Source organism: Bacillus sp. YH3-2-B2 (genome assembly GCF_053663335.1).
This window is the reverse complement of sequence record NZ_JBSJQE010000001.1, coordinates 104,466-130,443: the sequence shown is the minus strand read 5'-3', so window position 1 is coordinate 130,443 and position 25,978 is coordinate 104,466. Positions and strand designations below refer to the sequence as shown.

At 46.4% G+C, this 25,978-nt stretch carries 30 protein-coding genes; 13 read left to right on the top strand and 17 right to left on the bottom strand.

Going from position 1 to position 25,978, the window contains the following annotated elements:
- Positions 1–5: 5 nt before the first annotated feature.
- Together ACWJJX_RS00765 and ecsA are read right to left on the bottom strand one after the other, a co-directional pair.
- Positions 6–1,232 (bottom strand): ABC transporter permease, encoded by a 1,227-nt coding sequence (locus tag ACWJJX_RS00765; protein ID WP_007409219.1) that lies wholly within the window; start codon positions 1,230–1,232, stop codon positions 6–8.
- Positions 1,225–1,968 carry an ABC transporter ATP-binding protein EcsA gene (ecsA, locus tag ACWJJX_RS00760; protein ID WP_003155231.1) on the bottom strand — a complete coding sequence of 248 codons (744 nt, stop codon included), beginning with the start codon at positions 1,966–1,968 and terminating at the stop codon, positions 1,225–1,227. Before ecsA ends, ACWJJX_RS00765 begins: the two co-directional genes overlap by 8 nt.
- Before the next feature lie 490 nt (positions 1,969–2,458).
- Here ecsA and ACWJJX_RS00755 point away from each other — a divergent pair, with 490 nt between their 5' ends.
- From ACWJJX_RS00755 to ACWJJX_RS00745, 3 genes are all read left to right on the top strand, one after another.
- The gene (locus ACWJJX_RS00755) at positions 2,459–2,896 is read left to right on the top strand and encodes an HIT family protein (RefSeq protein WP_057080120.1); all 438 of its coding nucleotides are present in this window, start codon (positions 2,459–2,461) and stop codon (positions 2,894–2,896) included.
- A 136-nt stretch (positions 2,897–3,032) separates the two neighbouring features.
- Positions 3,033–4,112, top strand: coding sequence for a 3-phosphoserine/phosphohydroxythreonine transaminase (gene serC, locus ACWJJX_RS00750; RefSeq protein WP_454022655.1), 1,080 nt, complete (start codon positions 3,033–3,035; stop codon positions 4,110–4,112).
- 120 nt (positions 4,113–4,232) lie between these two features.
- Positions 4,233–4,751, top strand: coding sequence for a tryptophan transporter (locus tag ACWJJX_RS00745; protein ID WP_003155234.1), 519 nt, complete (start codon positions 4,233–4,235; stop codon positions 4,749–4,751).
- Between the two features lie 57 nt (positions 4,752–4,808).
- Here the strand turns inward: ACWJJX_RS00745 and ACWJJX_RS00740 are convergent, their stop codons facing one another.
- The gene (locus ACWJJX_RS00740; RefSeq protein WP_007409223.1) at positions 4,809–5,000 is read right to left on the bottom strand and encodes a hypothetical protein; all 192 of its coding nucleotides are present in this window, start codon (positions 4,998–5,000) and stop codon (positions 4,809–4,811) included.
- A gap of 117 nt (positions 5,001–5,117) precedes the next feature.
- Between ACWJJX_RS00740 and ACWJJX_RS00735 the strand changes: the two genes are divergently transcribed.
- The gene (locus ACWJJX_RS00735) at positions 5,118–5,474 is read left to right on the top strand and encodes a YtxH domain-containing protein (protein WP_007409224.1); all 357 of its coding nucleotides are present in this window, start codon (positions 5,118–5,120) and stop codon (positions 5,472–5,474) included.
- A 179-nt stretch (positions 5,475–5,653) separates the two neighbouring features.
- Complete coding sequence (locus tag ACWJJX_RS00730) at positions 5,654–6,265, top strand: HTH-type transcriptional regulator Hpr (RefSeq protein ID WP_003155240.1); 612 nt, start codon at positions 5,654–5,656, stop codon at positions 6,263–6,265.
- Here the strand turns inward: ACWJJX_RS00730 and ACWJJX_RS00725 are convergent.
- Positions 6,262–6,603, bottom strand: coding sequence for a YhaI family protein (locus ACWJJX_RS00725; RefSeq protein WP_003155243.1), 342 nt, complete (start codon positions 6,601–6,603; stop codon positions 6,262–6,264). The genes ACWJJX_RS00730 and ACWJJX_RS00725 overlap by 4 nt on opposite strands.
- A gap of 211 nt (positions 6,604–6,814) precedes the next feature.
- Between ACWJJX_RS00725 and ACWJJX_RS00720 the strand changes: the two genes are divergently transcribed.
- Both ACWJJX_RS00720 and ACWJJX_RS00715 read left to right on the top strand, forming a co-directional pair.
- Positions 6,815–7,345: a DUF3267 domain-containing protein gene (locus ACWJJX_RS00720; protein WP_007409225.1), complete on the top strand. Its 531-nt coding sequence runs from the start codon at positions 6,815–6,817 to the stop codon at positions 7,343–7,345.
- Between the two features lie 60 nt (positions 7,346–7,405).
- A complete protein-coding gene (locus ACWJJX_RS00715; protein WP_003155245.1) occupies positions 7,406–7,624 on the top strand; it encodes a hypothetical protein in 219 nt (72 codons plus the stop codon).
- Between the two features lie 56 nt (positions 7,625–7,680).
- Here ACWJJX_RS00715 and yhzE2 read toward each other — a convergent pair whose 3' ends face one another.
- Complete coding sequence (gene yhzE2, locus ACWJJX_RS00710) at positions 7,681–7,767, bottom strand: sporulation protein YhzE2 (protein WP_003155248.1); 87 nt, start codon at positions 7,765–7,767, stop codon at positions 7,681–7,683.
- A 124-nt stretch (positions 7,768–7,891) separates the two neighbouring features.
- The gene (gene yhzE1 / locus ACWJJX_RS00705; RefSeq protein WP_017417375.1) at positions 7,892–7,978 is read right to left on the bottom strand and encodes a sporulation protein YhzE1; all 87 of its coding nucleotides are present in this window, start codon (positions 7,976–7,978) and stop codon (positions 7,892–7,894) included.
- 158 nt (positions 7,979–8,136) lie between these two features.
- On the opposite strand from yhzE1, the gene ACWJJX_RS00700 reads away from it, so the two are divergent.
- Positions 8,137–8,988: a peptidylprolyl isomerase gene (locus tag ACWJJX_RS00700; RefSeq protein WP_003155249.1), complete on the top strand. Its 852-nt coding sequence runs from the start codon at positions 8,137–8,139 to the stop codon at positions 8,986–8,988.
- A 38-nt stretch (positions 8,989–9,026) separates the two neighbouring features.
- Here the strand turns inward: ACWJJX_RS00700 and ACWJJX_RS00695 are convergent, their stop codons facing one another.
- From ACWJJX_RS00695 to ACWJJX_RS00670, 6 genes are all read right to left on the bottom strand, one after another.
- Positions 9,027–9,254 carry a sporulation YhaL family protein gene (locus tag ACWJJX_RS00695; protein WP_454022654.1) on the bottom strand — a complete coding sequence of 76 codons (228 nt, stop codon included), beginning with the start codon at positions 9,252–9,254 and terminating at the stop codon, positions 9,027–9,029.
- A gap of 114 nt (positions 9,255–9,368) precedes the next feature.
- The gene (gene yhaM, locus ACWJJX_RS00690) at positions 9,369–10,313 is read right to left on the bottom strand and encodes a 3'-5' exoribonuclease YhaM (RefSeq protein WP_003155251.1); all 945 of its coding nucleotides are present in this window, start codon (positions 10,311–10,313) and stop codon (positions 9,369–9,371) included.
- A 73-nt stretch (positions 10,314–10,386) separates the two neighbouring features.
- Positions 10,387–13,269 carry an AAA family ATPase gene (locus ACWJJX_RS00685; protein WP_454022653.1) on the bottom strand — a complete coding sequence of 961 codons (2,883 nt, stop codon included), beginning with the start codon at positions 13,267–13,269 and terminating at the stop codon, positions 10,387–10,389.
- On the bottom strand, positions 13,266–14,489 hold the full coding sequence (locus tag ACWJJX_RS00680; protein ID WP_172614567.1) for a metallophosphoesterase family protein: 1,224 nt from the start codon (positions 14,487–14,489) through the stop codon (positions 13,266–13,268). Before ACWJJX_RS00680 ends, ACWJJX_RS00685 begins: the two co-directional genes overlap by 4 nt.
- A gap of 110 nt (positions 14,490–14,599) precedes the next feature.
- The gene (locus ACWJJX_RS00675) at positions 14,600–15,859 is read right to left on the bottom strand and encodes an ABC transporter permease (protein WP_070082698.1); all 1,260 of its coding nucleotides are present in this window, start codon (positions 15,857–15,859) and stop codon (positions 14,600–14,602) included.
- A complete protein-coding gene (locus ACWJJX_RS00670) occupies positions 15,852–16,748 on the bottom strand; it encodes an ABC transporter ATP-binding protein (RefSeq protein WP_003155257.1) in 897 nt (298 codons plus the stop codon). Before ACWJJX_RS00670 ends, ACWJJX_RS00675 begins: the two co-directional genes overlap by 8 nt.
- Before the next feature lie 105 nt (positions 16,749–16,853).
- Between ACWJJX_RS00670 and ACWJJX_RS00665 the strand changes: the two genes are divergently transcribed.
- Complete coding sequence (locus ACWJJX_RS00665) at positions 16,854–17,039, top strand: YhzD family protein (protein WP_071392043.1); 186 nt, start codon at positions 16,854–16,856, stop codon at positions 17,037–17,039.
- A 24-nt stretch (positions 17,040–17,063) separates the two neighbouring features.
- Here the strand turns inward: ACWJJX_RS00665 and ACWJJX_RS00660 are convergent, their stop codons facing one another.
- Positions 17,064–17,831: an enoyl-CoA hydratase gene (locus tag ACWJJX_RS00660; RefSeq protein WP_077722008.1), complete on the bottom strand. Its 768-nt coding sequence runs from the start codon at positions 17,829–17,831 to the stop codon at positions 17,064–17,066.
- 184 nt (positions 17,832–18,015) lie between these two features.
- On the opposite strand from ACWJJX_RS00660, the gene ACWJJX_RS00655 reads away from it, so the two are divergent.
- Genes ACWJJX_RS00655 through ACWJJX_RS00645 form a run of 3 tightly spaced genes read left to right on the top strand, consistent with a single transcriptional unit; the run spans position 18,016 to position 20,116 of the window.
- The gene (locus ACWJJX_RS00655) at positions 18,016–18,369 is read left to right on the top strand and encodes a hypothetical protein (protein WP_077722007.1); all 354 of its coding nucleotides are present in this window, start codon (positions 18,016–18,018) and stop codon (positions 18,367–18,369) included.
- Positions 18,370–18,396: 27 nt separating this feature from the next.
- Positions 18,397–18,894: a cation:proton antiporter regulatory subunit gene (locus tag ACWJJX_RS00650; RefSeq protein ID WP_061890517.1), complete on the top strand. Its 498-nt coding sequence runs from the start codon at positions 18,397–18,399 to the stop codon at positions 18,892–18,894.
- Between the two features lie 7 nt (positions 18,895–18,901).
- The gene (locus ACWJJX_RS00645) at positions 18,902–20,116 is read left to right on the top strand and encodes a cation:proton antiporter (RefSeq protein ID WP_326360262.1); all 1,215 of its coding nucleotides are present in this window, start codon (positions 18,902–18,904) and stop codon (positions 20,114–20,116) included.
- A gap of 26 nt (positions 20,117–20,142) precedes the next feature.
- Here ACWJJX_RS00645 and ACWJJX_RS00640 read toward each other — a convergent pair whose 3' ends face one another.
- From ACWJJX_RS00640 to ACWJJX_RS00630, 3 genes are all read right to left on the bottom strand, one after another.
- Positions 20,143–21,432, bottom strand: coding sequence for a lysine N(6)-hydroxylase/L-ornithine N(5)-oxygenase family protein (locus ACWJJX_RS00640; protein ID WP_003155267.1), 1,290 nt, complete (start codon positions 21,430–21,432; stop codon positions 20,143–20,145).
- Between the two features lie 101 nt (positions 21,433–21,533).
- Entirely contained in the window at positions 21,534–23,036 is a 1,503-nt protein-coding gene (locus ACWJJX_RS00635; protein WP_007409236.1) for a coproporphyrinogen III oxidase, read from the bottom strand.
- Positions 23,037–23,148: 112 nt separating this feature from the next.
- Positions 23,149–24,015, bottom strand: coding sequence for a Cof-type HAD-IIB family hydrolase (locus ACWJJX_RS00630; protein WP_031378450.1), 867 nt, complete (start codon positions 24,013–24,015; stop codon positions 23,149–23,151).
- A gap of 383 nt (positions 24,016–24,398) precedes the next feature.
- Here ACWJJX_RS00630 and ACWJJX_RS00625 point away from each other — a divergent pair, with 383 nt between their 5' ends.
- Positions 24,399–25,538 carry a DNA alkylation repair protein gene (locus ACWJJX_RS00625; protein WP_173612612.1) on the top strand — a complete coding sequence of 380 codons (1,140 nt, stop codon included), beginning with the start codon at positions 24,399–24,401 and terminating at the stop codon, positions 25,536–25,538.
- A gap of 38 nt (positions 25,539–25,576) precedes the next feature.
- Here ACWJJX_RS00625 and ACWJJX_RS00620 read toward each other — a convergent pair whose 3' ends face one another.
- Positions 25,577–25,927 carry a YlbF family regulator gene (locus ACWJJX_RS00620; RefSeq protein ID WP_007409239.1) on the bottom strand — a complete coding sequence of 117 codons (351 nt, stop codon included), beginning with the start codon at positions 25,925–25,927 and terminating at the stop codon, positions 25,577–25,579.
- Positions 25,928–25,978 lie beyond the last annotated feature (51 nt).

The following is a 25,978-nucleotide window of genomic DNA, read 5'->3' as shown; positions in this document are numbered from 1 at the left end:
ATTGATTACAGCTTGCCGTACTTTTTCAATCTTCCGCCCATATACGAAGGCATGATCACAAAAATCAGAACGGCTGAAGCAACGGCCGCATACAGCGCCCCGCTGACTCCCGCGGCATAGGCTGACGCTGCACAGAACAGCAGCGCCTGCACGGTTAATGCCGATTTCATCAGCGAAAAGAAACTTTGCAGCTTCGCTTTCTGATTGACCGGGTAAAGCTCCTGCAGAGAAAGATGATGAAAATGCCCGAACAGCGGAAGAAGCTGTATTCCCGTAATAAAGACGGTAAATACGGTTAACGCCGCCGTGATCCACGGATTGGCGGAAACGAGCATAATAATCAGGATAAAAATAATCGTGAGCCTGACCTGAATGCCGAGATAATCATTTGAACGCAGAAAGGCCCGCGCATACATATAGGAGAACGTTTTCCGCTGCTCAAACGGAATCATTCTGAGCAAAAAGTCGAGATACGCCCGGCGTTTTGCCTGTTTTTTCAGGTGAGGCACATCGGTAAACAGATTGGCGATTCTGTAAAACCGCTGCTTCCTTCTTAATTCATATTCAATATGAGCTTCCCATTTTAATGATTTATGTTTTGCGGCCGATGTGAAATACACATAAAGGCCGGCCATCACAATGTAGACGGCGGCAGCGTACACATAAAACGACTGTAAGACGAAGTATAAAAGCAGCATATTGCAGATAAAGCGTATGACCGCATCCATCATTTTCATGCTTCTGTCATTCATAAACGTCATCCGCCACTCCATGGCCTGATTCCACGCTTTTACCGCCAGCATCTGAATAAATACTGCGGCATACGACGCAAGCGACGCCCCCGGACTTACAGCGAAAAACAGAGGCATGCATACAAGCGACAGAGCAATAAGCGGAAACAGCTGTGACAGATAGCTGTACTTAAATGAATGCTTAAAGTATGTCCCCATTTTCGGTTCAAGCGGCAGCAGAAACACGAGGTCCGCTTCCTTTAACAGCGTCCGGACGTATGAACCGGTCAGCACAAATGAAAAGAGCACCGCCATCACCCAAAATGAGGGAAAATGAACGGGAATGTCTTTGACCCACTTGCTGTACCAGCTCGCCGCGCCGGCAATAAAAAAGATCAGCACAATGACGAGATGATCATTGAGCATATATTTCATATACATTCTGGTTTCCTTTATATGCTCTTCAAGCCGGGACTGCCAAATAGTAGACATATTATTCATGGCCGGCGTCTTCCTTCGTCAGTTCAATATACAAGTCATCAAGAGCTGCGTCTTTCATGCCGAACTGCTCTCTCAGTTCTTCCAGTGTGCCGCTTGCCCGCACTTCGCCGTTATGTAAAATAATGAAAGCATCACAGTAGCGCTCTGCCGTAGCCAGGATATGGGTTGACATCAGCACGCTTGATCCGGCTTTTTTCGCGGCGTCCATCCGCTCCAGCAATGCATTGATCGCAAGCGGGTCAAGGCCGAGGAACGGCTCGTCAATGATATAAAGCGAAGGCTCCGCGAGAAACGCGCACATGATCATGACCTTCTGCTTCATCCCTTTGGAAAAGTGAGCGGGAAACCATTTCAGCCTTTTTTCCATTCTGAATTCTTTCAGAAGCGGAGGAAGCCTTTTTTCAAGCGTTTCTTTGGAAAGGCCGTACGCCATGGCCGTCAGCTCCAGATGCTCTTTGAGCGTCAGTTCTTCATACAGCACCGGCGTTTCGGGGATGTACGTAAATTGCGAGCGGTAGCTTTCCTTATCCTCCGAAAACGTCTTGCCGTTCAGCTCGATCGAGCCTTTATGCGGGTCCATTAATCCGATAATATGCCGGATCGTCGTGCTTTTGCCCGCGCCGTTTAATCCGATGAGTCCGACAATCTGGTTCGGCTCAAGGGTGAATGAAACATTTTTTAAGACCGGGTTTCTCGTATAACCGCCGGTTAAGTCTTTTACCGATAGCAGAGACATAATTTCTCCCCTTCTGATTCGTTTTTCTTCATAGTACCAAAAATAAAGTCTGATTTGAAACGATTCCCTTTTTTTCTCACGTGAAAAGCGTGCATAGTTATCGTTTTGGCGGACATCATAATGTATGTAGAAGGAAACAGCTTTAATCAACTGAAAATGAGGTGTTTATAAAAGACGTCTTAGAACAGTTGGATGAAAATCAACATGTCCTGTGCTTACAATTTCTTCACACACTGCTTTGATGATGTTCTTCATTCATGATGAAATAATCAAATGAGGTGTTTGTCCCAGGAATGATTAAGCAGACCCATAAGTCTTCATTTTAAAAACAAATGAGGTGCTTACAAAAGGCATATTTAATTTTCTGTGATAAAGCTCGTACTTCTGCATCAGGGTGAACGCGCAGCCGTTCATCCTGTTTTTTGTTTTGGCCGTTTTTGTGGTACGATGAGAATATACATATATTTCTTTTCAGGGAGGAAACCCATCTATGCACAAAGCGGACGATTGTATTTTCTGCAAAATCATTGCCGGTGACATTCCGTCTTCAAAAGTATACGAAAATGAACATGTTGTGGCGTTTCTTGATATCAGCCAGGTCACAAAAGGCCATACGCTCGTGATCCCGAAAACACATATCGAAAACGTGTACGAGTTTACGCCTGAGCTTTCTAAAGAATATTTTGAAGCGGTGCCGAAAATCGCACGCGCCATCCGCGATGAATTCGAGCCGATCGGGCTGAATATTCTCAATAACAACGGTGAAAAAGCGGGCCAATCGGTGTTCCATTTTCACATGCATATCATTCCGCGTTACGGAAAAGGCGACGGTTTCGGGGCTGTCTGGAAGACCCACGCCGAAGACTATGCGCCTGACGATCTTCAGGAGATCGCTTCAACCGTCAGAAAACGGCTTGCCTCATCTTAAAGATGAGGTTTTTTTGCGTCCGGCAACACAAAAAACATAAAATTATATTTTTTCATATCAAAAAAATCAAAAAATTGTGATAGGATAATTGTATTATTTCTTACACTAAAGCGGAAAACAGGGAGAGATCGTAAACATGGAACGTACAACGAATTTCAATGCAGGACCCGCAGCCCTTCCACTGGATGTGCTGCAAAAAGCACAGAAAGAATTTGTCAACTTCAATGACACCGGCATGTCCGTCATGGAGCTGTCCCACCGGAGCAAAGAATATGATGCGGTGCATCAAAAAGCAAAAAGCCTTCTGAAAGAACTGATGGATATTCCCGACGATTATGATATTTTATTTCTTCAAGGCGGCGCAAGCCTTCAATTCTCCATGCTGCCGATGAACTTTTTAACACCGGAGCAAACGGCTCACTTCATCGTAACGGGCGCATGGTCTGAAAAAGCACTCGCCGAGGCGAAACTGTTCGGAAACACATCCGTCACGGCAACAAGCGCAGATTCAAACCACAACCATATACCGGAAGCGGACCTCACAGGAATCAAAGACGGCGCCTACCTGCATCTTACGTCCAATAACACGATTTTCGGAACGCAGTGGAAAGAGTTCCCGAATTCACCGATCCCGCTCGTAGCCGACATGTCAAGCGACATCCTGAGCAGAAAAATTGATGTCAAAACGTTTGATGTCATCTATGGCGGCGCCCAGAAAAACCTCGGTCCGTCCGGCGTCACGGTCGTCATCATGAAAAAATCATGGCTTGAAAACGAAAACGCCAACGTCCCTAAAATTTTGAAATACTCCACTCATACAAAAGCCGATTCACTGTATAATACGCCGCCTACATTTGCGATTTATATGCTGAGCCTCGTCCTTGAATGGCTGGCTGAAAACGGAGGTGTCGAAGCGGCTGAACGGCGCAATCAGGAAAAGGCCGACGTCCTGTACGGCACAATCGACGCAAGCGGCGGGTTTTACGCGGGGCATGCCGCAAAAGACAGCCGTTCTTACATGAACGTCACATTCACCCTCCGCGACAGCAGTCTCACGAAAAAATTCGTTGAAGAAGCGAAAGCGGCTAACATGACCGGACTCGGAGGCCACCGCTCAGTCGGAGGATGCAGGGCGTCTATCTACAACGCCGTCAGCCTGGCTGATTGTGAAAAACTGGCTCAGTTTATGAAAAAGTTCCAGCAGGAAAACGAATAAATTTCTTCTAACATAACAGTTCCTTTGATATACTGTTTGCATATCAATTTTTGCGGCCATCGCAATAAATGACGAGCATATTATTGGATGGCGAAAAAGCTTAGCAGAGGAGAGCTTAGTATGAAAACAAAAGAATTAGTCATTATGGCCCTGTTTGCGGCAATCGGAGCGGTGCTTCATTCCATTATGCCGCCGGTATTATTCGGAATGAAACCCGATATGATGCTTGTGATGATGTTTATGGGTATTCTGTTATTCCCCCGTGTGCAGAACGTGCTGATGATCGGGATTGTAACGGGAATCATTTCCGCACTCACGACATCTTTTCCGGGCGGACAGCTTCCGAATATCATTGAAAAACCGGTAACGGCGTTTCTGTTTCTCGCGCTGGCGCTTTTGGTGAAAAAGAGCGTGAAAACAGCGGCCGCCGCCGTCATTACAATAGCCGGCACCTTCATCTCCGGTTTGCTCTTTCTGGCGCTGGCCCTTCTGATTGTCGGCCTGCCGGGCGGATTCACCGCCTTGGTGCTCGCGGTCGTCCTTCCGGCGGCTGCGCTGAATGCGATCGCCATTATCATTATGCATCCGATTGTGCAGACGATCTTAAAACGGTCCAATATGATTGAAACGGTGAAATAACCGCATACCGAAACCTCTTCCGGCCGGAAGAGGTTTTTTAATGTGTTTCAGCATGTTTTATACGAGAAGTTTTGTGAAAAAGATAAGGAACAATGCGAGGGCGGTTCCTGCTGAGCAGACGATGGCCTTTTGGCGGACGACCCGCTTCGGCGGATAAGAAGCGGCCTGGCCGAGCAGTTTCAGGTAATAAACGGCGCCCGCCGCAAAGACAAGAGCCATACAAGATAAAACAATCATAAAGACAGACAACCTTCTCCCTCCTTTTCCCTTAAAAAATATGCTAAAATAAAGCAAGCTATGTATAGAAGTTTATTCTTCTGAACAAAAATGATAAAAGTTATGAGAAAAAAAACGGGGTGATTTCAAATGGCTGACGGACGTTCCCTTTTAACAGGCCTTTTCGTAGGCGGATTGATCGGAGGCGCAGCGGTGTTACTTTCGGCTCCTTCATCCGGAAAAGAGCTGCGGGGCAAAATCAAAGCAAATTGCAATTCAATTGAGGACACAATCAAACGGTTAAAAAAAGACGGAATGGCGCTTAAAGACCAGCTTGTCCAAACAGCGAAAGAAAGCGCAGAAGTCATTAAAGACGTAGGCGGAGAGCTTCAGACCAGCATTAAAAGGTGGCAGGAGGAAATCAAGCCGCACCAGCAGGATCTCCAAAAGGAAATCGCTGATATTGAAGAGAAAATCAGACAGCTGGAGAAAACCTTACAAAACTAATATCCTATACAACCAAAAAAAGTGCGGACATATTGCGTTCCGCACTTTTTTTTGCGGTTTAAAGCCTTTCCCAGCAACGGATGAAGAATTTATTATAAAATTCTTAAATTTTCATCTTTATTAATCTTTATTTTATTGGCATAATAGAGGAAAAGAAAATGTGAAGCAGGTGATCTGTATTGAATCGTGTTGAACCGCCTTACGATCTAAAAGAAGCTTTAATCTATACCCAAAAAATGGCGCAGCTGTCCAAAGCGCTCTGGAAATCTATCGAGAAAGACTGGCAGAACTGGCTGAAGCCGTACGACCTTAATATTAATGAGCATCATATATTATGGATTGCCTATCAGCTTAAAGGAGCTTCTATTTCAGAAATCGCCAAATTCGGCGTTATGCACGTATCAACTGCATTTAACTTTTCAAAAAAGCTTGAAGAACGGGGATATCTGAAATTTTCCAAGCGGCTGAATGATAAACGGAACACGTACATTCAGTTAACAGAAGAAGGGGAAAATGTATTCGAAAGCCTGCTTGAGGAGTTTGACCCGTCGAGAAACGCGGTGTTTAAAGGCTCACAGCCGATCTACCACTTATTCGGGAAGTTTCCGGAAGTTGAAGAATTAACCTGTGTCATCCGCCACATTTACGGCGAAGATTTTATGGAGATATTCGAGAAATCATTGACAAACATAAACAATGATTTTGATAGTGAAGACGGAAGGCTGAAGAAAAAAACGGACGAATCGGCTGTCCATGAAACGGCTGAAGAGCTGGAACCGATCAACAGTTAATCAAAGTGCTTCATAATCTCAATAAATTCTTCCATCAGCGCTGTATAAAGCCCCTGCTCATACAGAGCAAAAATCGTTTCATGAACATCTAATTTTTCGTTCAGCTGTCCCGCAAAAAGTGCAAGGAGCTTGTCAAACGTCACAAAGCCTTGCGCTTTTTGCGACTCCAGCTCGTCCTCCAATTCGCGGCAGATCCGCCCGACCTCTTCTCCTTCTTCTTCGGTCAGCCCTTTTTCAATCATCATCGCATAAAAAGGGTACTTATCCATATCCACCGTTTTCACCAGCAATTGTATGTAATATTCTAAACGCCCGATACGCTGATCCATTGAATCCATCCGTTTCACTTCTTTCTATCTTTAATCTTATTTTAGCTGATAATGAATAGAGAAGAAAGGTTAAACCGTACATTTCCATGTTTCACCGAGCTCTTCTGTTCTTCCCTTTCCGGGGTTATTTTTTTTCTTTAAAAAAGGATTGATTTTTTCTCCTGAAGAGAGTAAATTATTTTGAGATTGTATTCCATCTTTGTACGGAAGGATGACTCTGATGAATTGCTGGAAAACCATTAATCTGATCAAAGATTATGGTGCGGTTCGTTTATTATTGACTGCTGTAGGTTTTATGATCCTGTTTTTTATATGCAACTTCTTGGCATTCGGGCTGCTGCGTCCGAATATCAGTTTAAGTGACGGGCACGTGTTTGCTTTTTGTGTTCTGCTCGTTGTTACTTTATTTGTACATAAAGTCATACATGTCCTGCCGATGATCTGTAAAAAAAGAAAAAAGGAAATGAAAATGTACTTCTTGCGGATGCCGACTTGGAAAGGCATACCGAAAACGACGATGCTGATTTCTACGATCAGCCCGTTTTTATTCATTACGCCGTTATTGTTTTATGCCGGACTGGCATTTCCGAGACACGCTCATTACTTTTATATGATTTCGAGCATTCATGCGGGTTATTGCCTGCCTGATCTTCTGTTTGCGCTGCACCTGGTCAAAGCGCCCAAATCATGTCTGATTGACCAGGAATCCGACGGTTTTGATATATTAGTAAAAAAAGTGCCGGAGTCTTGATATCCCGCTGATTTTTCAGGTTACATTCTATCTTTTTTAATAAATATTTGGTAATGTAATATGGGAGCAGTTCAGAGAGAGGGGGAATCTCCCATCATTTTATTCTATTTTATCGTGGCTGCCCTGTTTATTCTTTATTTCATAAACAGGCTCACAAATACATTATGCCTTGTCAGAGAGATTCCTGAAGACCGGCAGGATAAGGTATTCCGTTTTATTAATGTATCTATTTTAATTTTACTGATCTCTTCATTCGTCGAGATCTCCTTTACTGTGTAAACAGGCAAAAAAATATGGCTGACGGAGGTCTGACCCCCGACAGCCATATTTTTTTCTTAATAAAGCCAAGAAGCGCCGATGATGATCAATAAGATGAACAGAACAACCAATAATGCAAAACCGCCTGCAAATACTTCACCCATCTCCAAAAGCACCTCCTACAAAACGTTTTATTTTTCCAATTACATCATATGCAATTTACTTCTGAAACGATTAGGCGCCCGGGTAAGAAAACGGACCGCTTTTAGAAAAAGCGATCCGTTTCGCTTAACAAATGTAAGCTGCACCTACGATGATAAGCAATATGAACAGTACTACGAGCAGTGCGAAACCGTTTGAATATCCTCCGCCCATGGTTCATTACCTCCTTTTCATGATCAATATATTTGTATGTATCAGGAAAAAGTTTGACTAGACGAATGCCCTTTATTTAAAATCTTTTTACAGAAAGCCACAATATGTTATGATACGCATATGCAATTTAATTTGGATGATTAGGAGTGTTTAAAGGAATGAAGAAAATCGCGATAGCAGCTATTACGGCAACGAGCGTCCTGGCTCTCAGCGCTTGCAGCAGCGGCGACAACGACGTGATTGCCAAGACGGATGCCGGAAATGTAACAAAAGGCGAGCTCTACACGAATATGAAAAAAACCGCGGGCGCAAGTGTGCTGACACAGCTCGTACAAGAAAAAGTATTAGCAAAAAAATACAAAGTATCGGATAAAGAAATCGATAACAAGCTGAAAGAGTACAAAACGCAGCTCGGCGATCAGTACAGCGCCCTTAAACAGCAGTACGGCGAAGATTACCTGAAAGATCAGGTGAAGTACGAACTGCTTGCACAAAAAGCGGCGAAAGACAACATCAAAGTGACTGACGCTGATACGAAAGAATATTACGACGGCTTAAAAGGTAAAATCCGTGCGAGCCACATCCTTGTCGCTGACAAAAAGACAGCTGACGAAGTGGAGAAAAAGCTGAAAAAAGGCGAGAAGTTTGAAACGCTTGCGAAAGAATATTCAACTGACAACTCAAAAGACAACGGCGGCGACCTTGGCTGGTTCGATAAAAAGTCAATGGATGAAACATTCAGCAAAGCTGCATTCGGTCTGAAAGTCGGACAAGTCAGCGATCCGGTCAAAACAAAATTCGGTTATCATATCATCAAAAAGACAGAAGAACGCGGCAAATATGATGACATGAAAAAAGAACTGAAAGAAGAAGTTCTTAAACAGAAATTAAACGACAACTCAGCTGTACAGGCGGCAATTCAAAAAGTCATGAAAAAAGCTGACGTAAAAGTGGAAGACAAAGACTTAAAAGACACGTTTAACACTTCAACTTCTTCTGAATCTAAATAAAAAAACTGTGCGGGCTCTCGGCGAGCCGCACAGTTTTTTTATGCGATGGAATGATTGGAGTTTTCTTCTGCATCCGCGTTTTCACCTGCGGGCGCCGCCATACGGCGCTCGCGTTCCTGTTCCATCCGTTCAATATACACCCTTCCTTCTTTTTCAATAAACGACTGGTCAAGCTTTTCCTCTTCTTTAGCTGTTGTGAAAAGCTTATAGGCGCTGAAAATAATTCCGATAATGCAAAGGTATACCCACCAAGGAAAAAATAGCACGTCGGTTTCCTCCCTTTTTCACCAAGAGTCTTTATTCTAAGCTATGCTTGATAAAGACAAGTTATGAGAGCTGAACGTAAAAAAGACCGATCATAGAGAATCGGCCTTTTTATCTTATTGATGGAACGTCGGTTTGTAGAAAGAACGGTTTTCAAGCGCAAATACACGCTCTGTGTATTCGCCCGGCTTCACCCGTTCCAGCGCTCTGTCCATCATGATCATTTTTGCATCCAGATTGTCAATGTAGTGCAGAATTTCCGCTTCTTTCACCATCGGCGGTTTCGGGCTTCCCCATTCCGCTTTTCCGTGATGGCTTAAAATCAAATGCTTCAGAATCAGCACTTCTTCAGCGTCAATCTGAAGCTCTTCGGCCGCTTTTGAAAGCTCTGTCACCATGATCGAAATGTGCCCGAGCAGATTCCCTTCCACGGTGTACGTCGTGGAGACGGGGCCTGAAAGCTCTTTTACTTTGCCGAGATCATGCAGAATGACTCCGGCATACAGTAAATCCCGGTCAAGAGACGGATACAGATCGGCAATCGCTTTTGCCAGGTTCAGCATGGACACTACATGATACGCGAGCCCGGAGACGAACTCATGGTGGTTTTTAGCCGCCGCCGGGTAATCCATAAACTCCGCCGCATATTTTTTGACCAGATGTCTTGTGATCCGCTGGATGTTTGGATTTTTCATTTCAAAAATGTATTGAGTGACGGTTTCCATCATTTCATTTTTCGGAATCGGCGCCGTTTCCAGAAAATCATCAATACTGACATTTTCGTTCTCGCCGGCCGGCCGGATGTTTCTCAGCTTAAGCTGGTTTCGTCCGCGATAGTGATGGACATCTCCGATCACCTTCACGATCGTCTGCGCCGCGTACGTTACTTCATCAGTCGGTTTGGCATCCCACAGCTTCGCTTCGATATCTCCTGATTGGTCCTGCAGCATTAACGTCAGGAATGGTTTTCCGTTGCTTGCGATTCCTTTAGTCGAAGATTTAATCAGAAAGTACTGATCGACCTGCTCGCCGACCTCGTGCAGCATAATACCTTTTGCCATTCTATTAAAAGCTCCCTCCATATCTTACATAATACCAGTATAGCACATACCTCTTTTTTGAAAATAAACTCTTTTATGACAGGAGCCGCATGACTTGTCCGCTGTGAAAAGACCGGCTGACATGCTCATGGCAGGTGAAATAAAGTATCTGCCGCCCGCCTTCTGAGAGCTGATTCAGCACATCAAACAGCCGCTGCAGCCGCTGCCTGTCAAAATGGACAAAACTGTCATCAAGTAAAAACGGCAATGATACCGCAGATTCTCTCTCTGACGCAAGGGCAAAACGGATCGCCGCATAAAGCTGCTCGCATGCCGCCTGTGAGAGTTCGCCAGCAGAAAACACCGTTCCGTCTTTCCGCATGACCATAATGGAATCATCCGCCTCGGAGAAATACAATTTGTTATAGCGTCCGTCCGTAAGCGGTCCGTATAATGCACCGGCGGTTTCTAACAGACGGGGAAGCGTCACTTTTTTATGCCGCTCCATTTTTTCCCTGATGATGTGTCTGACCGTCTGTAATGCGGCCCACACTTTAGCGGTTTTTTTCACGCGCTCCTTCTGCATTTCTGTCTGCTGTTTTAAATCGGATACAAGCCCCGAGGACTCCAGCTGCTCTTGTTTCACCGTTAATAAAGCGGTTTTCTCACGGAGCTGCGCGCTTTTTTCCTCAAGCGTTTTTTTCTCTGTTTCCTTCTGAACGACTGTATGTTCAAGTTCGGACACTGTGCGGCTCATATACGGCTCAAGCTGTTTTCCGCCTATGCCGGACAAGTGCGTTTTGATTTCGCGCAGCTGCCGCTCTGTTTCCCGGCGGCTTTCATTCAGCCTGGCGAGTTCACAAAAGTGTTCTCGGTTTTTTGCGCCTGCCGCCATGAAAAGCTGTTTGACCTGCTGTTCGTAGTAATGAACTTCTTCATTTAATTCACGCATTTGCTCTTGTGCATGCAGCAGATCCGTTTCGAGCGCCTGCTTTCGTTTTGCTTCCTCACGGGCCCGTTCCGCCTGCGCCAGCAAAACGCGCAGTCTTTCTTTTACGGACAGCTCCCTTCCGTCTGAAGGACTCAGCTTTTTGACCCGGTCCTCAAATGCTCTTTGCAGCTTTTGCAGCCGGCCCGCTTCAATGGTCAGCTCATGCTTGTTAAGGATTTCTTTTTTGACATCTTTCATCACATGATATGCGTCAAGAAGATGGGAAGGACTTCCTGAAAACCCCAGTTCCTTCATAAAAAGTTCCGCCTGTTTTTCAGACGGCGCCATTTCCGCCTCCCATTCTTCATATTGGCGGATGACTCTTTCATATGCCGCTTCTTTCTGTTCAAGCACGGCTTGATCCGCAATCAGCTGCTGCCGGTGCCGGCCGTCACGCCAAAGCTCTTCCTGCAGAAGATCAGCCGCTTCTTTGGAGATCGTCGGCTTCTTTTTCTTGTGACCTGCCCCTCCTCTTTCTGACGGCAGCGGTTTTTGCATGCCGGACAGCATATACAGCAGCAGAGCGCCGGTAAAAAGGGCGGCGGGCAGCCATTCCTTTAACATAGCGAAAATCGCAATGAATAGAATGCCCGCACCGAGAAAGAGCTTTTTTTGTTTGACGCGCTGTTTTTCCAGCTGCTGTATATGTGCCTGCCATTCGTTTCCTTCTGTATCAGCTGTTTGCTTATATGATTGTAAAGCGGCTTCTTTTTCTTTCCTGACAGCGGGGTCCAAAATGTTTTCCGCCGTCAAGGCATGTTTTCGTTCGGCTTCTTCCAGCTCCAGCCGCGCTTGTTCGAAAATCGCATCAAGCTGTGTCTTTCTTTCTCTTGCCTGTCCGGCGCTCTGCACGGCTTCCTGCAGCCGCCATTCATATTCATAATCGGTGTTCAGTGAAAGAATGCCGTCTTCCTCATGTCTTCCGAGCTGCTGCAATCCTGACGAAACGCGGGCAGATGTCTGCCGGATCTGTGATTGGATGGCGGCAAGCTGTTCACCGCGCGATTCGTACATATGCTGCTCGCCGGAAAGCTCCTGCAGCTGCCGCTCTGTTTGCAGCAAGTCCTCATTTGGAGCGAGCAGCTCAGCCTGCCGCCTGAGTTCAGCCGCTTTTGCCCGAAGTCCCTCAAGACGGGCCGCTTTCGGATGGAGATGCGATTCGTATTTTTCAAGCTGATGCATCCCGTCCTTCGGGAATTGCTTCAATGCTTCCGGATAAGAAGAAAGTTCGCTTTCCAAGGCTGTTTTTTTGTCTGCGAGCGGCTTTGCTTCTATCGCCGATTTTACTGTTTTGATTTCTTCAGTTATGTCTTTCAATCGTGCTTCAGCATCCTGCAAACGGCCGCCGGCGCTTTTTTTCTCTTCCAGAAGGCTGTGATAGCCCGCTTCCGCAGCTTCCGCCTGTTTCAGCTGGGCGCTGAGCCGCTTTAATGTATCCAACTCCTGATTTAAGCGGGGGTTCCGCCCGTTCGGCTTATACATCCTGTCAAGTTCTTTTGCCAGCCGCCCGTCAAGCTTTGCCGCCGCTTCCGACCCGAATAAGCTCGAATACAGGAGAAACTCGCCGATTTTGTCCCGGTTAAAAGCTTGAATCTCCTGCAGTCCGAATACATCGAACGAATAGATCGCTTCGTACAGCGCCCGGTCTGTATCGGAGAGAAGCTGTTTGAGCCATTCTCCGTCCTTGATTTCGCCTGAAGCCGTATACACTCTGACTTTTTCGGCAGCGCCTTTTGTCCGTTCGATTTTGACGGCACCGTGATCGACATGCTTCAATTCCACAGTGCCGCCGTAAACCCCGCCGTTTTTCGGTTCGTATTTTTTTGATTTCGGAAAACCGAACAGCACGCTTTTGATAAAGGACATCAATGTCGTTTTGCCCGCTTCATTTAATCCGTAGATCACTTGCACGGGAGAATCTGACAGCTGAAAACTTCGGTCGGAAAATTTTCCGTATTGGTAAATATGCATCGCCGTTATTTTCATCGCTGAATCTCCTTCATCTGGCGTCTTAAAACGGCTTGAGCCTGCCGCTTAATATCCAGTATCTCTTCATCTGTAAATGAAGTGATCTGACGCCGATATACGGGATGACGCTCAAGGGCTTCAAATACACCGCTCATGTCTGCGCATTGTTCTATATCCTGAAGCAGCCCTTTAAAAAACGGATCGTGCGGCACGCTGTCTGTATCATCCGTCCGATCCTCAAGCGCGAGCGGCCAGACGAAACATTCCTCTTCGGCCTCTTCCTCCTGTAAAGCGGAAAGAAAGTCCTCTGCGATGCCTGCGGGCGCCTCCGTCCAAAAGCGGGGCGCCGCGCCGCGAAGCACCAGCCTGACACATGCCGGGCGGCCCGCCGCGCGCAAGCCGGAGAATGTATCCGATGCGGCTTTCAGAAGTGAAGTCATATGTTCAGCTCCGGAGATATCAAGATCAATTTCCTCCCATAACACATCATGCGCTTCTTTGAATTCCCAAGACATCTCACCGTTTGCCGCCCGGACGAGATAGTATCCCTTAGGCCCGGTTTCTTTTAAATGCCGGGCTTGAATATTCCCGGGGTAAATAGCGGCGGGATGCTGGGCGGACAGAACCTGCCGTTTATGAATGTGTCCGAGCGCCCAGTAATCCATGCCGCTTTTTTCAAGGTCTTCTTTCGTAAACGGGCAGTACGGGTCATGCCCTTCCGCTCCTGATAACATGCCGTGGAGCATGCCGATATGATAAGGCGCGCCGGTCATTTTCCGGTAACGGGCCGCCTGATTGACCGTTACGCTTCTTTCCTGATAGCTGCATCCGTATATGCTTGCCGCAAGCTCTCCGTTTTTAAAGAAAGATTTTTCCTCCGGTGTACCCGAGGTGAATATATGTACATTTTCCGGCCATTCAATCGGCGTCCACTTACCGCCCAAATGATCATGGTTGCCGAATATGACGAACACTTGGATATCCGCTTCCTGTAATCTCGTAAACTGTTTTCTCAAAAACAGCTGGGCTTTTAAACTTCTGTTGGCTTCGTCAAACAGATCCCCCGAAAGCAGCACGAAATCTGCCTGCTCCCGCAGTGCCCCGTCCGTCAGACGGCGGACGCTGTGAAATGTGCTTTCTTTAATACGCGCATATACCGGTTCAGGCAGATTCGAAATGCCGTAAAACGGGCTGTCCAGATGCAGGTCAGCGGCATGAATAAACGTCAGATCAGCCATCTCGCCCTCCCCTTTCTGCAAATTGAATTACCCTTATTTTAGCACCGTTTTTATACGAATGCACGTTCTGCAAAATAAAAAAACAGCCCGGCTGTTCCGGGCTGTTTCACTTATTTTTTGGAGATGCGCAGCGCTTGTTTGATCGCTTTGAATCCGCCGGCGTTTCCGTAAATCAAAACGCCGCCTTTGTAAATTTTCGCGCCGACCGCCGCAAAGATCACGATAGTGAGCAGTGTCAGGGCGATTCCGGCCGCAGCCTGCCAAAACGGGATATCAAGCATCCCGACACGCAAAAACATAATCATCGGCGTGAAAAACGGTATATAAGAGGTAACGGTAATAAAACCGGCGTCAGGATTGCCGAGGCCGAACATGGCGATCATAAAACCTGCCATGATTAAAAAAATCATCGGCTGAATCGTCTGCTGCACGTCCTCTATCCGGCTGACAACACTGCCGAGAAACGCGGCAAGCGTCGCGTAAAGAAAATAGCCGAGCAAATAGAAAATGACGGCATAGACAATCGTCGAGACGGGAACATCCGTAAAATTAAGAAATGCACTGATCGGCGACGACGCATCATTTTGAGGGTTCAGCTTCAGTGAGAAATAACCCGCTGCAATCAGCACCGCAAACTGTGTGATCCCCACGAGCGCGATACCGAACAGCTTGGCAAACATCTGCTGAATCGGCGGCATGCTTGAAATTAAAATTTCCATGACGCGGGACGATTTTTCCGTCGCCACTTCCATCGCAATCATACTTGCGTACATGAAGACTGAAAAGTAGATGACAAACAGCATGATGTAGACAAGCCCCATTACCTGACCGAGCTCTTCCTCAGATTTCGCCCCTTTTTCCAGCGCGCTTTTGCTGACTTCCGGCGGAGTGTAGAGGCTGCTGACTTTTTCTGCCGAAATGCCGAGCTTGGCGGTTTCGACAGCGGTTTTTGTCTGGGTTAAAGCCTGTTTGAGAAGTTTATACGCTGATTCATCGGAAATGGTCAGCGCCTTGTATGCTCCTGTTATCGTTCCTTTTTGATCTTGTCTGATGATAAACAGTCCGTCCCATTCACCGTCTTTGACACGCTTTACGGCATCTTTTTCGGACTCCTTCGTCTCCATTGCCTGCAGATCATTGTCTGTATCCGCCGCTTTAAGCTGTTTTGCAAACGCCGGGTACAGCCCGCCCGTTTCATCAATCACCGCGATTTGCTGCTTGCCGTCATCCGATTGAAACACGGAAATAATCGATTGCAGGTTGGTCACCGCTAATACTAATAAAACGGTAATGGCGGTCGAAATAATGAATGACTTTGTCGCGATTTTGTTTTTATATGTATGAAACAGCATAATCCAAAATTTATTCATATACGGCCCCCACCTTTTCTATAAAAATATCATGCAGTGACGGCTCTTCCAATTCGAACTTCCGTATAAAACCTTTCCCTTGCAGCGCCCGGAAAATATCCTGAGAAACCGGTTCATTCGCAACCTGCAGTCTGATTCCGTCATTTGTTTCCTTCCATTTCACGACACCTTCATGCGTTTTTAAAAAGCTGAGGTCATCATCTGAATGAACGGTGACATTTTTTTTGCCGAAAGACCGCTTAATGTCTTTCAGATTGCCTTGAACGACGGGTTTTCCCTTCTGGAGAATGCACAAATTCTCACAAAGTTCTTCCACATGCTCCATTCGGTGGCTTGAAAAAACGATGGAAACGCCGCTGTTTTTCAAAGAAATAACCGCTTCTTTCAGCAGCTCGACATTCACCGGATCAAGACCGCTGAAAGGTTCATCGAGAATCAGCAGTTCAGGCTTATGCAGGACGGCCGAAATAAACTGGATTTTCTGCTGGTTTCCTTTTGACAGCTCTTCGACTTTCTTATTCTTGTAATCTGTAATGCCGAAGCGTTCGAGCCATGTCATGAGCTCTTTTTCCGCTTCTTTTTTGCTCATTCCTTTTAATCTCGCCAGATAGACAAGCTGGTCACTCACCTTTACTTTCGGATACAGCCCCCGCTCTTCCGGGAGATAGCCGATTTTTTCACTGATGGAATAATTGACCGGCTTCCCTTTCCAGGTGATATGCCCGTCAGTCAGGCTTAAAAGACCTAAAATCATCCGAAAGGTCGTCGTTTTTCCCGCGCCGTTTGCGCCGAGCAGCCCGAACATTTCCCTTTCAGGTATTTGCAGGTTCAAATTGTCAACAGCGGTAAAGCTGCCGAATGTTTTCGTTACATTTTCAATTGTAAGCACGAATCCAACTCCTTCCTTGACCCATTATATACTAATAATGGGTAAAAATTAATGGAGGATTTTAAATTCTTTATCAGAATATCATTCTATAAAGGGGGTGACATGATGGGACAATATGTATTGACCGCATTCCATGCGTCGGGAGAAACGATGCTGGATGAACGGATCGAAGCAGATAATGAGGCGGAGGCGAAGGCCGCCGGAGAGGCTTTGTTAAAGGAAAAAAAGCTTGAGAACAGTACTCACCGCTTGGTAAATGAAGCCGGAAAGCTGATTTTATTCCACAGATAACAGGAGCTTTCCGGCTTCTGTATTTTACCGGTTAAATTGAGGCGTCCGTTTTTCTAAAAAGGCGCGGATGCCCTCTTTATGATCATCCGTTTTTCTCATATTTTCCTGGGCCTTTCGTTCAAGAGACAAAACGTCTTTTAACCGGCTGATATGAAGGCTCTGATAAATAGCCTTCGTTTCAATCATCGCTGACAGCGGCGCATGCAGCAATCGGTCGATATACGGTTGTGCCCCCTCCGCAGGGCCGCCGCTGAACAGCCCGTCGGCAAGCTTGAGCCGCACCGCTTTTTCAGCCGGCAATTTTTCACCGCTCCAAATCAGTTTTTTCGCTTCGATCTCACCGACGCGTCTCATTAATAAATAGTGGCCTCCACCGTCGGGAACCAATCCGATGCCGATGAAATTCATCGCGAGTCGGGCGTTTTCTTCGGCGAGCACCACATCGGCGCACAGCGCGAAACTCAGCCCGAGCCCCGCCGCGGCTCCGTGGATGGCGGCTATCACAATTTTTTTCATATCATAGAGCGTCAGCGTAATGGATTCAATCATTTTCATGAGCCGTTCATATTCTCCTGAATCATGATCAGACGTCATCATCTGGATATCACCGCCCGCGGAAAATCCCCTGCCTTCCCCCCGCAAGAGGACGATAAGCGCTTCACTGTCGGCTGCCATAACGCATGCATTTTCCAATTCCCGGAGCATTTGTTCATTCAGCGCGTTGTAATTGTCAGGCCGGTTCAGCACAATCTCTGCGATCTTTCCTTTTTCTTCATAACGAATATACTGCATGTTTACTCCCTCCTTGAATTCGCTTACATATTTTGTTCAAATGATATATTCCTTCCCCCAAAGCGAAACTCCTTTATTTTTCAAGGTCAACAGATACCGAAAAATGCATATCATTTGAAACTGAACATACATTTTTATATAGTGAAATTGATATACAAAACAAAAGGGGGGAAAAACACCGATAATGAAATATGTGATACTCAGCTTGTTACTGAGCTTTTTTATGGTGCTGTTCCCCCCTTCGGATGTCGCTCTTCCTTCCCAATTGGTGACAGAAACAGACAGCCATGTACAAATTTCGGTTTACCCGCAGGAAACGGAATCGGCAAAGACGCCGGTTCAAACCAAAACCGCTCCGCAAGGCCTGTCAAAAGGATACGGTGCGTTATCCCGGATGATCTCCCTGTTATCTGTCAAACCTCTTGATCAATTCATTGATTCCACACTGGAAAGGACATGCGCCATTCCGATACAATACCAGTCAAATTACCTCCGGCATCAGACCATTTCTCATTGCCAATCTGTATTTACGGTGTAAAAACAGTATATTCCGGAGGGATTTTTTATGAATATTAAAGAAAACGATCTGCCCGGCATCGGGAAAAAATTCGAAATCGAAACGAGAAATCATGAAAAAATGACGATCATCATTCATGATGACGGCAGGCGGGAAATTTACAGATTTGATGACCGCGACCCTGATGAGCTTCTGGCAAGCATTTCACTTGATGATACGGAAGCAAGACAGATTGCCGCGATTATCGGCGGGATGGTGTACAAACCGCAGGCGCTTGAATCGATTGAAATGGCGTTCAGCGATCTGATTATCGAATGGTTTAAAGTTGAAAAAGGGGCAAAAGCGGCAGGGCGGACGCTCGGCGAACTGGATGTGCGCCAAAACTATGACGTGACGGTTATCGCCATCATTAAGCATGACCAGAAAAAGTTTTTAAACCCGGGCGCTGATTCGCTCCTTGAAGCAAACGATACACTCGTCCTCTCAGGTGAAAGAAAGCATCTGAAAAAACTGATCCAAGACTTCCTCTCCAGAGACGGAGTGTGATCTGTTTATGGATCATCTCGTATTTGAAGTCGGTACGGCGTTAGTTCTTGTGGCCATTGCGAGTGTCATCGCCAATAAAATTAAATTCTCGATCATCCCCTTCCTGATCATTTTAGGAATGCTTGTCGGGCCGCACGCGCCCCAAGCGGGCATCATTGACCTGACGTTTATCGAAAGCCGGGAAGTGATTGAGTTTTTCGGACGGATGGGCGTCCTGTTCCTCCTCTTTTACCTCGGGCTTGAATTCTCGGTCGGAAAATTAGTCAAATCCGGACGTTCAATCGCCGCCGGCGGAACGATTTATATTCTGATTAATTTCAGTTTAGGGCTGATCTACGGCTTTATCACGGGCTTTTCCTTTTTGGAAGTGCTTGTATTGGCGGGCGTCATCACGATATCATCAAGCGCCATTGTCGCAAAGGTGCTTGTCGATTTAAAGCGCACGGCCAATCCGGAAACTGAACTGATTCTCGGCATCATTATGTTTGAGGATATCTTTCTGGCGGTTTACTTGTCCGTCGTTTCCGGGCTTGTTCTGGGAGACGCGACGTCTGTCGGGGGCGCGCTGATGTCAATCGTGATCGCTTTCGGATATATGCTGCTGTTTTTCATTGCCGCTCGGAAATTGCCGCCTCTGCTGAACAAGCTGCTTGATATCCGTTCAAACGAGGTATTTGTCATCGTCATTTTCGCCGCGCTCTTTTTCATTGCCGGCTTTTCCGAAACGATTCATGTCGCTGAAGCGATCGGCGCGCTCTTGCTCGGACTCGTATTTTCGGAGACGGCCCATTCTGACAGGATTGAGCATCTTGTCGTGCCGTTCCGTGACTTTTTCGGCGCCATGTTTTTCTTCAGCTTCGGCCTCAGCATTGATCCGTTTTCACTCGGAGATGCGGTATGGCTCGCCCTCGGCGCCGTTCTGCTGACGATTGCCGGAAACTTTATCGCCGGCATGATCGCCGGACGCCGGGCGGGGCTTTCTCATAAAGCATCGTCCAATATCGGGCTGACCATTGTGTCCCGCGGCGAATTCTCCATTATCGTCGCAAATCTCGGCATCGCCGGCGGCCTGTCCGCTTCACTTAAACCTTTCGCCGCCTTATATGTTTTGATACTGGCCATCTTCGGCCCTTTGCTCACGAAAGAATCGAAGCGGATATATCTCCTGCTGAACAGCATATTCAAATGGAAGACGCCTGAAAAGAAGCCGCAGAAATCATAAAAAAAAGCTGACCTCTTCATAAGAGGTCAGTTTTTTTGAGCGGGAAGAAATTGCTGAAAAGCCGTTTTTTTATTAATGGAGAAATGCTCTTTTCCCAGAATGGTATTGATGATTTTTTGGTTTCTGTAAACAGACAGCTTCAAATTCGTAGCGCCCGTTCCGTGAGCATGATCAAGATTCGTTAATGTGAAAAAGTGATGCCGCCTGTCGTCCTTAAAGACAAGACGGGAATCGGCCGTCACTTTAAACCGTTTCTCATCCTCCCATTCAATATCGGGGGCAATTGCCGTAAACCATTCCGGAATATGAGGTTTAAAGCCGGTCGCCAATATCACTTTTTCTGAATCGGCCGTAAAGGTTTCATCCATCTGCCATTGATGAAAGCTCAGTACGCAGCGCCCGTTTTGCTTTTCAATTTTTTCAAGCTCCGCCATCGGCTGAATATACACGTCAGGTGAACCTCCGCTGATCGATCTGTGATACAGGGCATCGTAAATGGCGGCAAGTGTGTCAGAATCAATGCCGTGGCGCAGTCCGTCCAGCTCAGGGAGTGTGTTCAGCCGTTCTTTAAAAGGCAGGCGGTTAAAATATTCCACATAATCAGGTGTAAACATTTCCTGCCCGAGCTTGGCGGTTTCCAATTCTCGAAATCCGGCGGAGCGTGTCACCCATTGCAGCCGGCTGCGGCGGTATTGTTCATCATGCAATAAGTCAGAAAAGATCTCCGCGGCGCTCTGTCCGGAGCCGACCACTGTAATTGATTCGGCGCCGGCGAGCTCGTCTTTCCGGAACAAATATTCCGTGCTGACCATCGTGTCCTGACGCGCCCCGTCATCAATCTCTGCGGGAATAAGCGGTTCAGACCCCGTCCCCATGACGAAATGCTTCGTCTGATAGACACTGATGCTTCCGTCCTCAATGTTTTTGACGCTGACTTCATAATGTCCGCCGGCATTTTTCACGCCGATTACCTCTGAGCCGAAACGGCATGATTTGATTTCTGAAGCCGCCCAGCTTAAATAGTCGTTAAATTCCCGTCTCGGAATATCAAATTCATTAAACGTATAAAACCGGTACAGCCGGTCATGTTCATGGAGAAAGTTTAAAAACGTGTAGCGGCTTTTCGGATCGGCGAGCGTGACCAGGTCCGCCAGAAACGCCACCTGTAAATCCGTCCCTTTAATTAATAGACCGGGATGCCACGCAAATTCTTTCTTTTTATCGAAAAAAAGAGCGTCTGTTCCGGGTATATCCTCTAACAATGCGGCAAGCCCTAAATTAAACGGCCCGATTCCCGCTCCTATGACATCATACATATTATGCACCTCTTGCGAATAACAGTCTGATGAACTTTTCCCGTTTTTACAGACGGTTAAACATAAAAAAACGGCACGCTGATTCTGTGCCGTTTTTGATATTATAATGCAGATTTGACGAACATCTCATCTAAGTATTTGATTTTCTCTTCTGTATAATGCTCGAATCGGTCATTATATGATTTCGGATCTTTCGGATTGGCGAAGTGCGTGATTTTTCCGGTTTCCGGATGAATGAATTTGCTTGCCGCGCCGCAGCCGATACCGATAATCGTCTGCACTTCTTCCATAATCATAATGTTGTAGATGCTCTCCTGACCCGGGAAGGAGTAGCCGACATTTTCAAGGTTTCCGAGAATGTTTTTCTGCCGGTACAAGTAGTACGGCGTATAGCCGTGCTCTTTTGTCCAGCGGACGGCGTCATCCATCATGCGGGATACTTCCTGCCTGTCGGCAACTTTATACTTATGCTTGTTTCTCGTCATTTCTGACGCCCGTTTAAAAGAAAGCGTATGAACGGTCAAAGATTCAGGCATCAGCTTTTCCGTTTCTTCAAGACTGTGCCTGAACTCAGCCGTCCCTTCTCCCGGCAGGCCGATGATCAGGTCCATGTTGATATTATTCATGCCGTGTTTGCGGGAAAGATGGTATTTTTCGATGGTTTCTTCAACTGTATGGTGTCTGCCGATGGCCTTTAGCGTTTCGTTTTCATAAGATTGCGGGTTGATGCTGATTCTGTCAATCTTATACTTATTTAAAACGGCCAGCTTTTCCTCCGTAATCGTGTCGGGACGGCCCGCTTCAACGGTAATCTCCCTGATATTTGCGACATCCGGGAAAGAGCGGACCATTTCTTCATATAAAAGATCCATTTCTTCAGCGGTAATGCTTGTCGGCGTGCCGCCGCCGAAATAAATGGTCGTCACTTTGATATCATGCCGCTTCAGCCATTCTCCGATTTTCTGCATTTCATAGTGAAGCCCCCATAAAAAGGAGCCGACTCTTCCCGCCTGTCCTTGAATGGCATAAGCCGGAAACGTGCAGTAGGCGCATTTCGTCGGGCAGAACGGGATGCCGATATATATGCTGACTTCATCTTTGACCCGGTACAGATCGGGAACCGCAGCGAGCTGGCGGTCGACAATCTCCTGCATCAGATTGATTTTTTCATCATGGATCAGATAGTCTTTTTTCAGATCGGCATGCGCCTCTTCTTTTGTCAGGCCGCTCTGCAGCTTTTTATGAAGAAGTTTAGTAGGCCTGATGCCGGTTAAGATTCCCCATTTTTGTGTCATGCCCGTATGTGATTGAAGAAGATTTAAGTAGACATATGACAGCGTGTTTTTCACCTGTTTAAATACTTCTTTTTCGCTCCATCCGGCAAGAAGCGGTTTCGTGTGATGTTCCTTTTCGCCGGTTCCTTTGATTTCTCCGGATACCGACACGCTGTCTGCATCTTGAGAAATGGCAAGTGAGATGACGAGATCAGAGGGTTCCTCCGTTTCGCCGTACGCAAGAACACACTCTTCAAAAAATAAATTCGCGATGTTTTGCAGCGGACGATGCAGCCTGTCATCCGTTATGCCGTCTATTTTTATTTGCAATGTGATCACCTTATTTTTCAGATTCAAAACTTTCTTTAGTGTACAGAAAGAACAGGCTAAAATCAATCCGCGAAAAAGCCGCAGACCGGCGTTTCGCGTCTGCGGCTCTTGATTACGGCCGTTTCATATGGAACTTATCGAGAAAGCCTTTGCGGTGCTGCATGCGGAAATATTCCTTAATCATATAGGCGACTCCCTGTTCATCATTTGACCTTGTCACCCAGTCCGCTTTTCTTTTTAATTCATTTGAGGCATTCCCCATCGCGACGCCGAGACCGGCCAGCTCGATCATCGGCAGATCATCTTCCTGATGGCCGATAGCTACAACCTCTTCCATTGAAAGCCCGAGATCAGCGGCGACCATCGAAAGTCCGCTTTCTTTTGAAACCCCTTTAGGCACGATGTTCAGTTTTTCTCCGTTGACGCGGATCACATCGACGGCCGGGAATGCTTTCATTATCGTATCCGTTATATCAGCCTGCAGGCCATCTTCAGCATGCACTTCAATGACGGGCGCTGAAACCGGCTCATCAAGGAGCAGGTCACTTAATGATTCGACAAACTGCACCGGATAAAAAATCGGGTCAGACGGATGAATCATCGTTTTTCCGACCAGATTGGAGTTCACTTTCTTCTTGTTTCCGATCGAATATTTTTCGTGAAGAAGCCGGATATTGCATTGATAGCTTTCCAGCACCTGAACGATATTAAACGTGTGATCTTCTGATATTTTCTTTTCAAAAAACGGCTCATCTATTTTTTCAGAAATGTATGCACCGCTGTGGGTAATCAATTTTGCATCAAGCTTTAATATTTTCGCCACTTTTTGAGCGGAGCGAAAATGGCGGTTTGTGACCAGTGTGACGTAAATCCCTTTTTTCTTGACGTATTCGATGGCATCCTTTGTCGTCTGATGAAGTTTGCCGTTGGAGCGAAGAAGCGCTCCGTCTATATTTAACGCCAGCATTTGTTTTGACACAGAGAAGTCCCCCTCCTTGATGACTGTACTTGTCATTAGGATATGACCCTGTCTCTTTGTTTAGAACAACCTTTTCTCCGCAGCAAAAAAGCCTGCCTCAAGCAGACTTTGAACTGTCGTTTTGTTGGGATACGATCGATTTGCTGCCTTCTCCCCAATGTGCATTTCTATTTACGAAATATATCAGGAACCCCTTATTTGACCGTTGATGCGCTCGTTTCACTTACTCTCTGTTGCTACCCCTTAACATACCAGGCAGTATAGGCGACCGTATCCTTAGATCATCTGTAAGTGTAGGCGCTTTCAGAGTTATTATCTCAATAATATTGTTAAAAAACAAGGGTTTTTTTAACTAAAAAAATCAGGGGAAATATCTGTGCTGAATGTATGATAAAGTTGAAAGGGAACATATATTCGCATATAATAAAAGAAAAAAAGCGGTGACTGTCATGTCTCTATTAAAAGATATTTATAACGAAGAATTTGCAGAAGCACTTCTGAACAGAATCAAATCGGCGTACCCGGCTTTTGAGCGGGACAAGTGCCGGGCGCTGATGTTTCAGGAAGATTGGCCCGGACTGACGTTAAAACAGCGGATGCGCCGGATCACAGACTCTTTATATGAAACACTGCCGAAGGATTACATACGGGCCCTTGACGTCTTATACGAGACAGCTCCCCATTTCACAGGGCTCGCCGGGATTATTTTTCCCGATTATGTCCAACAGTACGGAACGGATCACTGGGAAGCATCAATGAAGGCGCTTCAGTTTTTCACTCGTTTTTCCACTTCCGAATTTGCGGTCCGCCCGTATATCAGGCTTGACCGGGAGAGGATGTTCAAAGAGTTCCTTTCCTGGACGGAGCATCCGGACGAACATGTCAGAAGGCTTGCCAGCGAAGGCTCAAGACCGCGCCTGCCGTGGGGAATCTCCATTCCGGCTCTTCTTGACGACCCTTCTCCGATTCTCCCTGTTCTGGACCGCTTGATGCAGGATGACTCGTTATATGTCAGAAAAAGCGTGGCGAATAACCTGAATGACATCTCCAAAACACATCCGGATGTTCTGGCACAGATCGCAGCCGAGCGGTTCGGAAGCTGTCCGCACACGGATTGGATTTTGAAGCACGCCTGCAGGACACTGTTAAAAAGAGGAGACAAACAGGCGCTTGCGATTTTCGGGTTTGAAGACGCCTCCCGGATTTCATTGGAACGTTTTACACTGAATCCGGAAACGGCCGCCATCGGAACAAGCATACATTTTTCTTTTCAGATCCGCTCATCCGCCCGGCAAAAAGTCAGGGTTGAATACGCGATTGATTTTGTAAAGAAAAGGGGGCACCGCAGCCGCAAGGTGTTTAAGATGTCGGAGTCCGCCATGGATAACGGAGACGTAAAAGCCTTCAGCAAACATCATTCCCTTAAAGATTTAACCACCCGCAAGCATTATCGGGGAATTCACACTCTGTCTGTCATCATTAACGGAACGGTAAAAGGTTCTCTTGATTTTTCTGTTGAATAAAAAAACCCCTCCATTTCATACATGGAGGGGTTTGAAGCTTATTGCGGGCTGCCGTAAAGCTCTTCAAGAGGTTTCATAATGATTTTGTTTAACTCGCCGATCAGCATGCTCATGCGCTGTTCCGCTTCCATCAGCTGAGAAATCAATTCATGCTGCTGTACGAGAGCAACGGTTTTTTGTGCCTGCTCTACCTCTTCCTGAGTGATTTCTTCACCTGACATCTGCTTCTGCTGCAGCTGCAGCTGTACATTGCGGAAGTTATCAAACATGCGTTTTGCGGATTCATCTGCGTTTACTTGATCATAAAGCCCTCTCAGACGGCTGTATTCATCACTGTTTCGCAAAGCTTTTTCAAGATCATATGCTGCATCATAAAAATGAACTGCCATAGTAACCGCTCCTTTCTTCCTTTCGGACATACCACTCCACTATAACAGACT

Excerpts from the sequence above, each read along its gene's own strand:
- ACWJJX_RS00755 (WP_057080120.1), top strand. The coding sequence starts at position 2,459 with ATGCACAAAGCGGACGATTGTATTTTCTGCAAAATCATTGCCGGTGAC.
- ACWJJX_RS00660 (WP_077722008.1), bottom strand. The coding sequence starts at position 17,831 with ATGCAGTATATTCGTTATGAAGAAAAAGGAAAGATCGCAGAGATTGTG.
- ACWJJX_RS00645 (WP_326360262.1), top strand. The coding sequence starts at position 18,902 with ATGGATCATCTCGTATTTGAAGTCGGTACGGCGTTAGTTCTTGTGGCC.
- ACWJJX_RS00655 (WP_077722007.1), top strand. The coding sequence starts at position 18,016 with ATGAAATATGTGATACTCAGCTTGTTACTGAGCTTTTTTATGGTGCTG.
- ACWJJX_RS00745 (WP_003155234.1), top strand. The coding sequence starts at position 4,233 with ATGAAAACAAAAGAATTAGTCATTATGGCCCTGTTTGCGGCAATCGGA.
- ACWJJX_RS00765 (WP_007409219.1), bottom strand. The coding sequence starts at position 1,232 with ATGAATAATATGTCTACTATTTGGCAGTCCCGGCTTGAAGAGCATATA.
- ACWJJX_RS00640 (WP_003155267.1), bottom strand. The coding sequence starts at position 21,432 with ATGTATGATGTCATAGGAGCGGGAATCGGGCCGTTTAATTTAGGGCTT.
- serC (WP_454022655.1), top strand. The coding sequence starts at position 3,033 with ATGGAACGTACAACGAATTTCAATGCAGGACCCGCAGCCCTTCCACTG.
- ACWJJX_RS00620 (WP_007409239.1), bottom strand. The coding sequence starts at position 25,927 with ATGGCAGTTCATTTTTATGATGCAGCATATGATCTTGAAAAAGCTTTG.
- ACWJJX_RS00675 (WP_070082698.1), bottom strand. The coding sequence starts at position 15,859 with ATGAATAAATTTTGGATTATGCTGTTTCATACATATAAAAACAAAATC.
- yhaM (WP_003155251.1), bottom strand. The coding sequence starts at position 10,313 with ATGGCAAAAGGTATTATGCTGCACGAGGTCGGCGAGCAGGTCGATCAG.
- ACWJJX_RS00665 (WP_071392043.1), top strand. The coding sequence starts at position 16,854 with ATGGGACAATATGTATTGACCGCATTCCATGCGTCGGGAGAAACGATG.
- ACWJJX_RS00735 (WP_007409224.1), top strand. The coding sequence starts at position 5,118 with ATGGCTGACGGACGTTCCCTTTTAACAGGCCTTTTCGTAGGCGGATTG.
- ACWJJX_RS00725 (WP_003155243.1), bottom strand. The coding sequence starts at position 6,603 with ATGGATTCAATGGATCAGCGTATCGGGCGTTTAGAATATTACATACAA.
- yhzE1 (WP_017417375.1), bottom strand. The coding sequence starts at position 7,978 with ATGGGCGGAGGATATTCAAACGGTTTCGCACTGCTCGTAGTACTGTTC.
- ACWJJX_RS00625 (WP_173612612.1), top strand. The coding sequence starts at position 24,399 with ATGTATGATAAAGTTGAAAGGGAACATATATTCGCATATAATAAAAGA.
- ACWJJX_RS00720 (WP_007409225.1), top strand. The coding sequence starts at position 6,815 with ATGAATTGCTGGAAAACCATTAATCTGATCAAAGATTATGGTGCGGTT.
- ecsA (WP_003155231.1), bottom strand. The coding sequence starts at position 1,968 with ATGTCTCTGCTATCGGTAAAAGACTTAACCGGCGGTTATACGAGAAAC.
- ACWJJX_RS00700 (WP_003155249.1), top strand. The coding sequence starts at position 8,137 with ATGAAGAAAATCGCGATAGCAGCTATTACGGCAACGAGCGTCCTGGCT.
- ACWJJX_RS00650 (WP_061890517.1), top strand. The coding sequence starts at position 18,397 with ATGAATATTAAAGAAAACGATCTGCCCGGCATCGGGAAAAAATTCGAA.
- ACWJJX_RS00685 (WP_454022653.1), bottom strand. The coding sequence starts at position 13,269 with ATGAAAATAACGGCGATGCATATTTACCAATACGGAAAATTTTCCGAC.
- yhzE2 (WP_003155248.1), bottom strand. The coding sequence starts at position 7,767 with ATGGGTGAAGTATTTGCAGGCGGTTTTGCATTATTGGTTGTTCTGTTC.
- ACWJJX_RS00680 (WP_172614567.1), bottom strand. The coding sequence starts at position 14,489 with ATGGCTGATCTGACGTTTATTCATGCCGCTGACCTGCATCTGGACAGC.
- ACWJJX_RS00715 (WP_003155245.1), top strand. The coding sequence starts at position 7,406 with ATGGGAGCAGTTCAGAGAGAGGGGGAATCTCCCATCATTTTATTCTAT.